This window comes from Rubrivivax gelatinosus, from assembly GCF_016583785.1.
GTDB classification, from domain to species: domain Bacteria; phylum Pseudomonadota; class Gammaproteobacteria; order Burkholderiales; family Burkholderiaceae_C; genus Rubrivivax; species Rubrivivax gelatinosus_B.
Genome location: NZ_NRRU01000137.1, coordinates 1 through 11248 on the forward strand (window position 1 = coordinate 1; position 11248 = coordinate 11248).

General features: G+C 70.6%; 12 protein-coding genes and 1 pseudogene. 7 read left to right on the forward strand and 6 right to left on the reverse strand.

Annotated elements, in window-relative coordinates; genetic code table 11:
- A pseudogene (locus CKO43_RS23220) lies at positions 1 to 468 on the reverse strand (hypothetical protein); the annotation flags it as partial.
- Positions 469 to 728: 260 nt separating this feature from the next.
- Positions 729 to 1502, reverse strand: coding sequence for a class II aldolase/adducin family protein (locus CKO43_RS23225; protein WP_431191973.1), 774 nt, complete (start codon positions 1500 to 1502; stop codon positions 729 to 731).
- 64 nt (positions 1503 to 1566) lie between these two features.
- On the opposite strand from CKO43_RS23225, the gene CKO43_RS23230 reads away from it, so the two are divergent.
- From CKO43_RS23230 to CKO43_RS23240, 3 genes are read left to right on the forward strand one after another with little or no spacing between them, the layout of a single operon-like run.
- The gene (locus tag CKO43_RS23230; RefSeq protein WP_200231340.1) at positions 1567 to 2271 is read left to right on the forward strand and encodes a Crp/Fnr family transcriptional regulator; all 705 of its coding nucleotides are present in this window, start codon (positions 1567 to 1569) and stop codon (positions 2269 to 2271) included.
- Between the two features lie 40 nt (positions 2272 to 2311).
- Positions 2312 to 3388 (forward strand): phosphotransferase, encoded by a 1077-nt coding sequence (locus tag CKO43_RS23235; RefSeq protein ID WP_200231341.1) that lies wholly within the window; start codon positions 2312 to 2314, stop codon positions 3386 to 3388.
- 12 nt (positions 3389 to 3400) lie between these two features.
- Complete coding sequence (locus CKO43_RS23240) at positions 3401 to 4630, forward strand: acyl-CoA dehydrogenase family protein (RefSeq protein ID WP_200380123.1); 1230 nt, start codon at positions 3401 to 3403, stop codon at positions 4628 to 4630.
- Here CKO43_RS23240 and CKO43_RS23245 read toward each other — a convergent pair.
- Positions 4627 to 5328, reverse strand: coding sequence for a hypothetical protein (locus CKO43_RS23245; RefSeq protein WP_200380124.1), 702 nt, complete (start codon positions 5326 to 5328; stop codon positions 4627 to 4629). The two genes, CKO43_RS23240 and CKO43_RS23245, sit on opposite strands and share 4 nt — an antisense overlap.
- Before the next feature lie 54 nt (positions 5329 to 5382).
- On the opposite strand from CKO43_RS23245, the gene CKO43_RS23250 reads away from it, so the two are divergent.
- Positions 5383 to 6075 carry a glutathione binding-like protein gene (locus CKO43_RS23250; protein WP_200380125.1) on the forward strand — a complete coding sequence of 231 codons (693 nt, stop codon included), beginning with the start codon at positions 5383 to 5385 and terminating at the stop codon, positions 6073 to 6075.
- Positions 6076 to 6130: 55 nt separating this feature from the next.
- On the opposite strand, the gene CKO43_RS23255 is transcribed toward CKO43_RS23250, so the two are convergent.
- Both CKO43_RS23255 and CKO43_RS23260 read right to left on the reverse strand, forming a co-directional pair.
- Positions 6131 to 6919: a MetQ/NlpA family ABC transporter substrate-binding protein gene (locus tag CKO43_RS23255; RefSeq protein WP_200380126.1), complete on the reverse strand. Its 789-nt coding sequence runs from the start codon at positions 6917 to 6919 to the stop codon at positions 6131 to 6133.
- A 130-nt stretch (positions 6920 to 7049) separates the two neighbouring features.
- Complete coding sequence (locus tag CKO43_RS23260) at positions 7050 to 7391, reverse strand: flagellar basal body protein (RefSeq protein ID WP_200380127.1); 342 nt, start codon at positions 7389 to 7391, stop codon at positions 7050 to 7052.
- A 161-nt stretch (positions 7392 to 7552) separates the two neighbouring features.
- On the opposite strand from CKO43_RS23260, the gene CKO43_RS23265 reads away from it, so the two are divergent.
- Complete coding sequence (locus CKO43_RS23265) at positions 7553 to 8128, forward strand: DJ-1/PfpI family protein (RefSeq protein WP_200380128.1); 576 nt, start codon at positions 7553 to 7555, stop codon at positions 8126 to 8128.
- Between the two features lie 32 nt (positions 8129 to 8160).
- Positions 8161 to 8559 (forward strand): ribbon-helix-helix domain-containing protein, encoded by a 399-nt coding sequence (locus CKO43_RS23270; RefSeq protein WP_200380129.1) that lies wholly within the window; start codon positions 8161 to 8163, stop codon positions 8557 to 8559.
- Positions 8560 to 8622: 63 nt separating this feature from the next.
- On the opposite strand, the gene CKO43_RS23275 is transcribed toward CKO43_RS23270, so the two are convergent.
- Positions 8623 to 9477: a LysR family transcriptional regulator gene (locus CKO43_RS23275; RefSeq protein WP_200380130.1), complete on the reverse strand. Its 855-nt coding sequence runs from the start codon at positions 9475 to 9477 to the stop codon at positions 8623 to 8625.
- 93 nt (positions 9478 to 9570) lie between these two features.
- On the opposite strand from CKO43_RS23275, the gene CKO43_RS23280 reads away from it, so the two are divergent.
- Complete coding sequence (locus CKO43_RS23280; protein ID WP_200380131.1) at positions 9571 to 10872, forward strand: aspartate aminotransferase family protein; 1302 nt, start codon at positions 9571 to 9573, stop codon at positions 10870 to 10872.
- Positions 10873 to 11248: the final 376 nt, after the last annotated feature.

Here is an 11248-nt window from a genome sequence, read left to right on the forward strand (position 1 = left end):
CTTCCGCGCCGTCCGCGCTGCAGGCCGCGGCGGTGCGGCATCGACTGCGGGCGAACGCGGCACCGCCGCGGCCTGCAGCGCGGACGGCGCGGAAGGCGGGTCGGCGAACAGCACGAAACGGCGCGACAGCCGCATCGGGCAGCCGATCTGCAGCGTGACGCTGACGACGGGTTCGTCGATCGAGATCTCGGTGGCGACGTGCATCGCCAGCGCATCGGCGCTGCGCTCGGCACTCACCCGGACCAGCCCCGCGGGCAGCGTGCGGTCACCCGCGACGACCTCGGCACGCACGCACTCGGGGGCGATCTCGTCGCCCGGGTCCAGCCGCAGGCTGGCCGCGAAGGACAGCGGATGCCCCAGCACCGCAGCCTGGTCGGCACGCGACCAGCCCAGCGCGCTGGCACTCTGGACCGCCGACAGCAGGGTGATCGCGATCCAGATCGATGACGGTTGCCGCTTCTTTTGCATTCTTGGAGTCGTCGCGGGCGACGCGCGGGGGACTCTATCACGGAGGGTTACAAATACGGCTTCAAGCCCGCCTCCCCGGTGCCGAAGCACGAGGAGCGTCAATAGCCGGGGCGACTGTCGCCGCTCTTCGGCCCGATGCTAGCCCAGCGTCGAGGTGACGCGCGCACGGCGCCTTGATCGTGGCGCCGCGTGCGCAGGCCGATGTCACGAACCTGCGGCCGGCGTGGACCGGCGCCGAGCGTCGAGCTGCGGCCGGTTTGTCAGGAGTCGTAACCAGGCAGTTGCCGGTCCAGCCGCCGCAGCAGCCCCGGCCAGACCAGCCCCGCGCCCTGCCCGTGCGTCACCTGCCGCGCCTGCTGCGCCGCGCCGGCGACGATCTCGGGCGCGACCGTCACCAGCTCGCCCCCGCCCGACTGGGCGCGCAGCTGGATGCGGCAGGCACTTTCGAACAGGTACATCGCGACGAAGGCGTCGGCCACGCTCGCGCCCACCGTCAGCAGGCCGTGGTTGCGCAGCAGCAGAAAGTCGCGGCTGCCGAGGTCGCGCACCAGGCGCGGCTTCTCGTCCTCGTGCAGCGCGACGCCTTCGTAGTCGTGCACGCCCAGGCTCGCGAGCACGAAGATCGACTGCTGCGACAGCGGCAGCAGCCCGCCGGCCTGCGCCGCCACCGCGACGCCGGCCTCGGTGTGCGTGTGCACGACGCAGCCGACGTCGGGCCGCGCCGCGTGCACCGCACCGTGGATCGTGAAGCCGGCCGGGTTCACCGGGAACGGCGAGTCGTCCAGGCAGCGGCCGCTGGCGTCCACACGCAGCAGCGACGAGGCCGTGATCTCCTCGAACATCAGGCCGTAGGGGTTGATCAGGAAACAGTCGCCCGGCCCGGGCAGGCGCGCGCTGAGGTGGGTGAATACGAGGTCGTCCCAGCCGAACAGCGCCACCAGCCGGTAGGCGGCGGCGAGTTCGACCCTCAGCCGCCATTCGTCGGCGCTGACACGACCCCTCAGGTCGGGGAAACAGACGGCACGAGAGGGCACGCGGCGCACTCCTGCAAGACAAGGAGAATCGATCGTCGACCCGTTGTCGCCGCCGAGACAAGACATGAATACCCCGGTTCTTACACTCGAAGAGCGCCAGAACGTCGAGACCGGCGCCTGGTTCGCCAAGCTCTCGCCCGCCCTGCGCCATGACATCCTTTCCCGTGCCCACGTGCGCCGCCTGCCCGACGCCGCCCCGCTGGTGGCCCGCGGTGCGCGCGCCGAGGAGTGGTGCGGCGTCGCGCGCGGCGCGGTGCGCATCAGCTCGATCTCGCTCGGCGGCAAGCAGGTGACGCTGACCTACGTCGAGCCGGGCACCTGGTTCGGCGACATCGCGCTCTTCGACGGCCTGCCGCGGACGCACGACGCCGACACCCACGGCGAAACCACGCTGCTGGTCGTGCGCAAGCCCGACTTCAAGGACTTGCTGGCACGCCACGTCGAGCTCTACGAGGCGCTGCTGCGGCTGAACTGCCGCCGCCTGCGGCTGATGTTCGACAACTTCGAAGACCTGAACACGCGCCCGCTGCAGGCGCGCCTGGCGCGCCAGGTGCTGTTGCTGGCCAAGAGCTACGGCGTCGCCGAGGGCGACGAGATCCGCATCGGCTTGCAGCTGGCGCAGGAAGACCTGGCGCAGCTGCTCGGCGCCTCGCGCCAGCGCGTCAACCAGGAGCTGAAGGGTTTCGAGCGCGAAGGCGCGCTGCGCGTCGAGCCGACGCGGCTGGTGGTGCTGTCGCGCGGCAAGCTGCTGGAGATCGCCGAACGTTGAGACCCCGCCCCGGGGCCACAAAACAAACAGGAGACAGCCCATGGACAGCTACACCGGCACCCGCGAGATGGCCGCCAGCCACGCCTTCGACGTCGGCGCGCTCGAAGCCTGGCTGCGGCGCGAGCTGCCCGGCTTCGAAGGCCCGCTCGCCGTCGAGCAGTTCAAGGGCGGCCAGTCGAACCCGACCTACAAACTCGTCACGCCCGGCGCCACCTGGGTGATGCGCAGCAAGCCCGGGCCGGCGGCCAGGCTGCTGCCGTCGGCGCACGCGATCGAGCGCGAGTTCCGCGTCATGCGTGCGCTCGCCGGCAGCGCCGTGCCGGTGCCGCACATGCTGCTGCTGTGCGAGGACGAAGCCGTCATCGGCCGCGCCTTCTACCTGATGGAACACGTCGCCGGCCGGGTGTTGTGGGAGCAGTCGCTGCCGGGCATGACGCCGGCCGAACGCGCCGCCATCTACGACGAGAGCAACCGCGTCATCGCCGCGCTGCACAGCGTCGACGTCGTCGCCGCGGGCCTGGCAGACTACGGCCGGCCGGGCAACTACTTCGAGCGCCAGATCGCGCGCTGGAGCAAGCAGTACCTGGCCTCGGCGACCGAGCCCATCGCCGAGATGGACCGGCTGATCGCCTGGCTGCCCGAGCACCTGCCGGCGAGCGCACGCGACGACGCCCGGGTCGCGGTGGTGCACGGCGACTTCCGCCTCGACAACCTCGTCTTCGCGCCCGACGCGCCGCGTGTCGTCGCGGTGCTCGACTGGGAGCTGTCGACGCTGGGCCACCCGCTGGCCGACTTCAGCTACCACTGCATGGCCTGGCACATCCCGCCGGGCATGTTCCGCGGCATCGGCGGCCTGGACCTGGCCGAACTCGGCATCCCGAGCGAAGCCGAGTACCGGCGCCGCTACTGCGAACGCAGCGGCCGCGACGACGCCGACGCGCTCGCCGCCGACTGGGACTTCTACCTCGCCTACAACCTGTTCCGGCTGGCCTCGATCACGCAGGGCATCGCCCGGCGCGTGGTGGACGGCACGGCTTCCAGCGCCCAGGCGCGCGCCACCGGCGCCGCGACCCGGCCGCTGGCCGAGATGGCCTGGCGCTTCGCCAGCCGCGCCTGAAGGAGGCCCCGCATGGACTTCGCCTTTTCGCCGCGCACCCAGGCCCTGCGCGAGCAGCTCGCGGCCTTCATGGCCGAACACGTGTACCCGGCCGAAGCCGCTTACGCCGCCGAGATCCAGGCCAACACCGCCGCCGGCCGGCGCTGGACGCCGCTGCAGACCATCGAAGGCCTGAAGCCGCTGGCCCAGGCCGCCGGGCTGTGGAACCTGTTCCTGCCCGAGAGCGAATACGGCGCCGGCCTCAGCAACTCCGAGTACGCACCGCTGGCCGAGATCATGGGCCGCGTGCCCTGGGCGAGCGAGGTCTTCAACTGTTCGGCGCCCGACACCGGCAACATGGAAGTGCTGGTGCGCTACGGCACGGCGGCGCAGAAGGCACGCTGGCTCGAGCCGCTGCTGCGCGGCGAGATCCGCAGCGGCTTCGCGATGACCGAGCCGGCGGTGGCCTCCTCGGACGCGACCAACATCGAGGCCCGCATCAGACGCGACGGCGACGACTACGTGATCGACGGGCGCAAGTGGTGGACCAGCGGCGCCGGCGACCCGCGCTGCAAGGTCTTCATCTTCATGGGCAAGACCGACCCGCAGGCCGCGCGCCACGCGCAGCAGTCGATGATCCTGGTGCCGGCCGACGCGCCCGGCGTCACGGTGCTGCGGCCGCTGGGCGTCTTCGGCTACGACGACGCGCCGCACGGCCACATGGAGGTCGACTTCGACCAGGTGCGCGTGCCCGCCGCCAACCTGCTGCTGGGCGAAGGCCGCGGCTTCGAGATCGCGCAAGGCCGGCTGGGCCCGGGCCGAATCCACCACTGCATGCGTCTGATCGGGCTGGCCGAACGTGCGCTCGAGCTGATGTGCAAGCGTGCGCTGGCGCGCAGCGCCTTCGGCCGCACGCTGGCGCAGCAGACGGTGACGCAGGAGCGCATCGCCGAGGCGCGCTGCCGCATCGAGCAGGCGCGGCTGCTGACGCTGAAGGCGGCCTGGATGATGGACAGCGCCGGCAACAAGGCGGCCAAGGCCGAGATCGCGATGATCAAGGTGGTGGCGCCGAGCATGGCCTGCCAGGTGATCGACTGGGCGATGCAGGTGCACGGCGGCGCCGGCGTCTGCGAGGACCTGCCGCTGGCCTACTTCTATGCCAGCGCGCGCACGCTGCGTTTTGCCGACGGGCCCGACGAGGTGCACCGGCATACGATCGCGAAGCTCGAACTCGGCCGCTGGGCTCAGCCGGCCGGGACTTAACGCCGCGTCGTCGGCGCGGCGGCCGGCTGCATCGCCTCGGCGCCGAAGACCTCGACGCCGGCGCGGTGCGCCTCGCGCACCGCGGTCTCGAACAGCGTGACCCAGTGCTGGAGCGCCGCCACCGCGGGCTCGGCGAGCGCGGTGCGCAGCGTCAGGCGCCCGCGTGCCGACATCAGCACGAATGGCAGCTCGCTAGCCGGCAGCGCCGCCAGCGCCGCTGGCAGTGGCCCGGCCAGCCACTGCTGCAGCCAGGGTTTGGCGCTGGCCAGCGCGACGTGGCGCTCGCGCAGCACGCCCATCTCGGGGCCGGTCAGGCGCGGGAACATCACCAGCCAGCGCATCTCGGGCGGCGTCTCGTCGTCGATGCGCGTCTGCACGCCTTCGACGTACTGGTCGAAGACCTGTTTCTCCAGGCGCTGCTGCAGCGTGCGGTCGATGATCAGCGCCTGCAGGTCGTGCGGCAGGCCGACGTCCGAGCGCAGCCGCAGCTCGCCGCCTTCGATGTACGGGCGCTGCGACGGGCCCCATTCCAGGCGCCAGGGCTGCGTGCCGAAGCGGCCTTCGACGACAAAACCGTCGTGGTCACGCACGCCGCGGAAAGCCCAGCGCCGCGACTCGGCCCAGGCGGCCACCGCCTCCCAGCCTTGGGGCAGCGGCTCCTGCCGCGACGAGAACCAGCGTTTGAGGCCTTCGAGCATGTCTTAGAGTCCGCACCGCGTGCGCTCGAGGACGAGGGCGCTGGAGGGATATTGATGATCGAAGTGTATTCGTGGGCCACACCCAACGGGCACAAGGTGCACGTGATGCTCGAGGAGTGCGGCCTGCCCTACCGCGTGCATGCGGTGGACATCGGTGCCGGCGAGCAGTTCGCGCCGGAGTTTCTGGCGATCAGCCCGAACAACAAGATCCCGGCGATCGTCGACCCCGACGGGCCCGACGGCCAGCCGATCTCGCTGTTCGAGTCGGGCGCGATCCTGGTCTACCTGGCCGGCAAGACCGGGCGTTTCCTGCCCGAGAGCGTGCGCGGGCGCTACGAGACGCTCGAGTGGCTGATTTTCCAGATGGGCGGCGTCGGCCCGATGCTGGGCCAGGCGCACCACTTCCGCATCTACGCGCCGGAGAAGATCGATTACGCCGTCGAGCGCTATACCAACGAGGCCAGACGCCTGTACGGCGTGATGAACCGCAAGCTGGCCAAGACCCGCTACATCGCCGGCGACGAGTACACGATCGCCGACATCGCGATCTTCCCCTGGCTGCGCAGCTGGAAGAACCAGGGAATCGACTGGAACGACTTCCCGCACCTCAAGGGCTGGTTCGACGAGATCGGCGCGCGCCCGGCGGTGCAGCGCGGCTGCGAGGTGCTGGCCGACCGGCGCAAGCCGATCACCGACGACAAGGCGCGCGAGATGCTGTTCGGCGCGACCCAGTACCGGCAGCGCTGAAACGACAACGGCCGCTCCGTGACGCCGGAGCGGCCGCTTCAGGCAAAAACCGGGCTCAGAAGGCCGGCACCACCGCGCCCTTGTACTGGTCCTGGATGAACTTCTTCACCTCGGGCTTGTGCAGCGCCGCGATCAGCTTCTTGATCGCCGGCGAGTTGGCGTTGTCCGGACGCGCGGCGACGAAGTTGGCGTAGGGCGAGTCGGCGCCTTCGATGAACAGCGCGTCCTTGGTCGGCACCAGCTTGGCTTCGAGCGCGTAGTTGGTGTTGATCAGCGCCAGGTCGACGTCGTCGAGCGCACGCGGCAGCTGCGCCGCTTCGAGTTCGCGGAAGACCAGCTTCTTCGGGTTGTCGGTGATGTCCTTGGCGGTCGCCAGGATGTTGGCCGGGTCCTTCAGCTTGACCAGGCCCTGCTTCTGCAGCAGCACCAGCGCGCGGCCGGAGTTGGACGGGTCGTTCGGGATCGCGACCGTGGCGCCGTTGCGCAGGTCGGCGATCTTCCTGATCTTCTTCGAATAGGCGCCGAAGGGCTCGACGTGCACGGTGCCACCGGCCACCGGCACGATGTGCGTCTTGCGGTCACGGTTGAAGCTGTCGAGGTAAGGCTTGTGCTGGAAGAAGTTGGCGTCGAGCTGCTTTTCCTCGACCGCCAGATTGGGCTGCACGTAGTCGGTGAAGACCTTGACCTGCAGGTCCACGCCCTGCGCCTTCAGCGCCGGCTTGATGAACTCGAGGATCTCGGCGTGCGGCACCGGCGAGGCGGCGACCTTCAGCACCTCTTCGGCCTGGGCCGCGAACGGCAGCGCGGCGACGAGCACCGCGGACAGCATGTGTTTGAACGACATCGTTGTTTTCCTCAGCTTGTTGGAAACGGAGCGCCGCGCACGGCGGGCCGTCCAGGCTAAGGAAAACCCTTGTCAGGCTGAACGCAGGATTAGCAGTTTCTTAACTCGGTGCGCGCATGGCGCGGCCGCTTCAGGCGCGGATGTCGAGCAGGCTGGCCGTCATCTCGTCCTGGGTGCGAAACGCCATCAGGTTGGCGCCGAAAGCGTGTTTCGCCTCGATCAGGCCGACCATGTCGTCGACCTCGGCGTTGCCGGGTTCACTCGCCTGGCCGATGCTCACCGTGACGCCGGCGGCCGGCGCTACGCTGGCCTGCTGCACCAACTGGCGCCGGAAGCCCTCGGTCTGCAGGTTGGCGATGTTGTGGCCGGCACTGTCCAGGCGCGCCTGGGCGGCGTTCATGCCCGAGAGGCTGGTGGCGGCAATCGACATGGTGGCGGCGGAGGTGGCGAAGCTGGCGACGGTGTCGATCATCGCGGCAGACACCGGCCGGCGCCGCACGGTTAACGCGACGCTGTTCACGCCGGCCGCGCCGGCGTCTGCGGGAAAACCACGCCGCGCGCCATACGCCGCTACTACCCGCGCCGCAACCGGCCTCGAAGAATGACGGCACCCCCGACAAAGGAGACACCCCGATGAGCAAGATCCTGATGCTGTGCGGCGACTTCGGCGAAGACTACGAGGTGATGGTGCCGTTCCAGGCGCTGCAGGCCGTAGGCCACACGGTGCACGCCGTGGCGCCCGACAAGAAGGCCGGCGACTACGTGATGACGGCGATCCACGACTTCGAAGGCCAGCAGACCTACAGCGAGAAGCCCGGCCACCGCTTCACGCTCAACGCCGCCTTCGCCGACGTCGACCCGGCGGCCTACGACGCGCTCGTCGTGCCCGGCGGCCGCGCGCCCGAGTACCTGCGCATGAACAGCCGCGTCATCGAGATCACGCGCCACTTCCTTGCCGCCGACAAGCCGGTGGCGGCGATCTGCCACGGCGCGCAGCTGCTCGCGGCCACCGGGCTGATCAAGGGCCGCCGGCTGAGCGCCTACCCGGCCTGCCAGGTCGAGGTCGAGCTCGCCGGCGCCGAGTACGTGGGCATCGCGATCGACGCCGCGGTCACCGACGGCAAGCTCGTCAGCGCCCCGGCCTGGCCTGCGCACCCGGCCTGGATCGCGCAGTTCCTGGCGGTGCTGGGCACGCGCATCAGCCTGTAGCATCGGTCCGTCACGCCACCGGGAGCCGCGGCATGTGCAAGATCTTCATCGGCGCCGACCCCAGCAGCTACGAGAGCCGCACGCGCTCGGTGCGGCTGCACGGCGTGGTCACCAGCATCCGGCTGGAGAACCTGCACTGGTCGGTGCTGGAGGAGATCGCCGGCCGCGACGGCATGACGGTCGCGCAGCTGATCGAGAAGCTCTACGACGAACTGGTGGCCGACCGCGGCGCCGTCGGCAACTTCTCGTCCTTCCTGCGTGTGTGTGCGCTGCGCTACGAGAACCTGATCGCGCAAGGCCTGATCCCGCGCGACGCCGGCGTGGCTTTGCGTTCGCTCGACGCCGACCGCGTGCTCGACGGGCTGCGGCGCACGCCGCGCCCGCTGCCGCAGGCGGCCGACGGCGCCCGCGCCAAGCGCGCGCTTAGTTGAGGCTGGAAGGCGCCTTGCGCCAGACGAAAGCGCAAGCGCGAGTTCACGCGCAGTTCTGAAACCTCAGAGCGTCGGCACGATCCGGCGCAGGTGCTCGGCGAACTCGGCCACCAGCGCCGAAGGCTCGGGCAGCCCGTACTGCACCGCCAGGCCCACCGCCGGCAGCGCCGGCAGGCGTTCGCAGGGCGCCAGGATCTGCAGGTCGGGCGGCACCGCGGCCTGGGTCAGCACGGCGATCGCCTGGCCAGAGCGCACGACCGCCAGCAGCCCCGCCATGCTGGCGCTGGCGTAGGCCACACGGTAGGGAACGCCGGCCGCCTGCAGGCACTGGCTGGCGGCGCGGTGGTCCAGCGTGTCGGGGTCGGCCAGCGCCAGCCGCAGCGGTTCGTGCGCGGCGGCGTCGTCGTGGCGGTTGCCGACCCAGACCAGCGGCTCGCGCCGCAGCACCACACCCGGCTCGTCGCCGACCGTCGAGATCAGCGCCAGGTCCAGCGTGTGCTGCTGCAGCTGCGCCTGCAGCCGCGGTGTCGGCGCGCAGAACACCTCGACGAAGACCTGCGGGTGCCGGCCGGCGAAGCTGCGCAGGATGTGCGGCAGGAAAGCCGCGGCGTAGTCGTCGGGGCAGCCGAAACGCAGCGTGCCGGCGAGGCCGGCACCCGACAAGTCGGCCAGCGCCGTGTCGTGCCCGCGCAGGATGACGCGCGCATGGCCCAGCAGGCGCTCGCCGTGCAGCGTCAGCGTCACGCCGCGGGCGCCGCGGTTGAGCAGCGGCTGCTCCAGCAGCGCCTCCAGCTTCTTCACCTGCATGCTCAGCGCCGCCTGCGTGCGGCCGACACGCGCGGCGGCGCGGCCCAGCGTGCGCGTCTCGGCGATCGCAACGAAGCTGCGCAGCAGGTCGATGTCGAGGTGGCGGGCCAAGCCTTAAGTTCTGCTGATGACTGGCTTCAGGATTATCAGCTTTTCTTGCTGACCCGCGCCTTCTACGCTGCCGTGACCGTCAAGGAGCCCACGATGTCCCGCAACGCCGACCCCACCTTCTGGCACAACGCCCGCCGCCACCTGATCCGCTACGGCGGCAGCTTCGAGCCGATGATCATCGAGCGCGCCCAGGGCAGCTTCGTCTACGACGCCGACGGCCGCGCGATCCTGGACTTCACCTCGGGCCAGATGAGCGCGCTGCTCGGCCACGGCCACCCCGAGATCGCCGCGGTGGTGGCCGAACACGCGCGCCAGCTGGACCACCTGTTCAGCGGCATGCTGAGCCGGCCGGTGGTCGACCTGGCGACGCAGCTGGCCGGGATCGCGCCCGCGGGGCTGGAGCGCACGATGCTGCTGACCACCGGCGCCGAAGCCAACGAAGCGGCGATCAAACTCGCCAAGCTCTACACCGGCAAGTACGAGGTGGTGAGCTTCGCCCAGTCCTGGCACGGCATGACCGGCGGCGCGGCTTCGGCCACCTACAGCGCCGGGCGCAAGGGTTACGGCCCGGCGGCGGTGGGTTCATTCGCGATTCCGGCGCCCTACCCGTTCCGGCCGCGTTTCGAACGCAACGGCGTCTTCGACTGGCAGGCCGAACTCGACTACGCCTTCGACCTGATCGACCGCCAGTCCAGCGGCAACCTCGCCGCCTTCATCGCCGAGCCCATCCTGAGCTCGGGCGGGCTGATCGACCTGCCGCCGGGCTACCTGGCGGCGCTGAAGGCCAAGTGCAGCGAGCGCGGCATGCTGCTGATCCTGGACGAGGCCCAGACCGGCATCGGCCGCACCGGGCTGATGTTCGCCTGCGAACGCGACGGCGTCGTGCCCGACATCCTGACGCTGTCCAAGACCCTGGGCGCCGGCCTGCCGCTGGCCGCCGTGCTGACCACCGCCGAGATCGAGGAGCGCTGCCACGACCGTGGCTTCCTCTTCTACACGACGCACGTCTCCGACCCGCTGCCGGCGGCCGTCGGGCTGAAGGTGCTGGAGGTGGTGCGGCGCGACCGGCTGATCGAACGTGCACGCGTCGCCGGTGCGCGGCTGGAGAACGGCCTGCGCGCGCTGCAAGCGGACGTCGGCTGCATCGGCGACGTACGCGGCCGCGGCCTGCTGCTGGGCATCGAGATCGTCAAGGGCGACGGCAGCCTCGAGGCAGCACCCGAACTCGGCGCCGCGATCACGCGCGAGTGCATGACGCGGGGCCTGAGCATGAACATCGTCCAGCTGCCCGGCATGGGCGGCGTGTTCCGCATCGCGCCGCCGCTGACGATCAGCGACGAGGAGATCGACCTCGGGCTGGAGCTGCTGAGGCAGGCGATCCACGCCGTCGCCTGAAGCGAGCTGTCGGGCGCAGCCGTCTTGCGCAGCGCACCGACCGGCAGGTCCGGCACGGCGTCGGATGCGGGACGGCCCGGCTCGTAGGCGGCGGCCGACGCGCCGCATGGGCGCGATCCGGCCAGCAACGGGAAAGCCGCCTCACCCCGGGCCCCCGGCGCCGCGCCTAACCTTGGTTCACCGTTGCACGCCGTCCTGGCGTGCGGCAAATCGACCCAGGAGACGGACATGAACGAACTTCGCGATTCGGAACGCAAGGACCTGGACTCGGACGAGGGCCACCCGGTGGCCACCGGCGTCGGCGCGGCGGTGGGCGGCGCGGCCGGTGGAATTGCCGGTGCGGCGGCGGCCGGCGCCGCACCGGCAATTCCACCGG

Coding starts and splice junctions, on each gene's coding strand:
- CKO43_RS23230 (WP_200231340.1), top strand. CDS start 1,567: ATGAATACCCCGGTTCTTACACTCGAAGAGCGCCAGAACGTCGAGACC.
- CKO43_RS23235 (WP_200231341.1), top strand. CDS start 2,312: ATGGACAGCTACACCGGCACCCGCGAGATGGCCGCCAGCCACGCCTTC.
- CKO43_RS23240 (WP_200380123.1), top strand. CDS start 3,401: ATGGACTTCGCCTTTTCGCCGCGCACCCAGGCCCTGCGCGAGCAGCTC.
- CKO43_RS23245 (WP_200380124.1), bottom strand. CDS start 5,328: ATGCTCGAAGGCCTCAAACGCTGGTTCTCGTCGCGGCAGGAGCCGCTG.
- CKO43_RS23250 (WP_200380125.1), top strand. CDS start 5,383: ATGATCGAAGTGTATTCGTGGGCCACACCCAACGGGCACAAGGTGCAC.
- CKO43_RS23255 (WP_200380126.1), bottom strand. CDS start 6,919: ATGTCGTTCAAACACATGCTGTCCGCGGTGCTCGTCGCCGCGCTGCCG.
- CKO43_RS23260 (WP_200380127.1), bottom strand. CDS start 7,391: ATGATCGACACCGTCGCCAGCTTCGCCACCTCCGCCGCCACCATGTCG.
- CKO43_RS23265 (WP_200380128.1), top strand. CDS start 7,553: ATGAGCAAGATCCTGATGCTGTGCGGCGACTTCGGCGAAGACTACGAG.
- CKO43_RS23270 (WP_200380129.1), top strand. CDS start 8,161: ATGTGCAAGATCTTCATCGGCGCCGACCCCAGCAGCTACGAGAGCCGC.
- CKO43_RS23280 (WP_200380131.1), top strand. CDS start 9,571: ATGTCCCGCAACGCCGACCCCACCTTCTGGCACAACGCCCGCCGCCAC.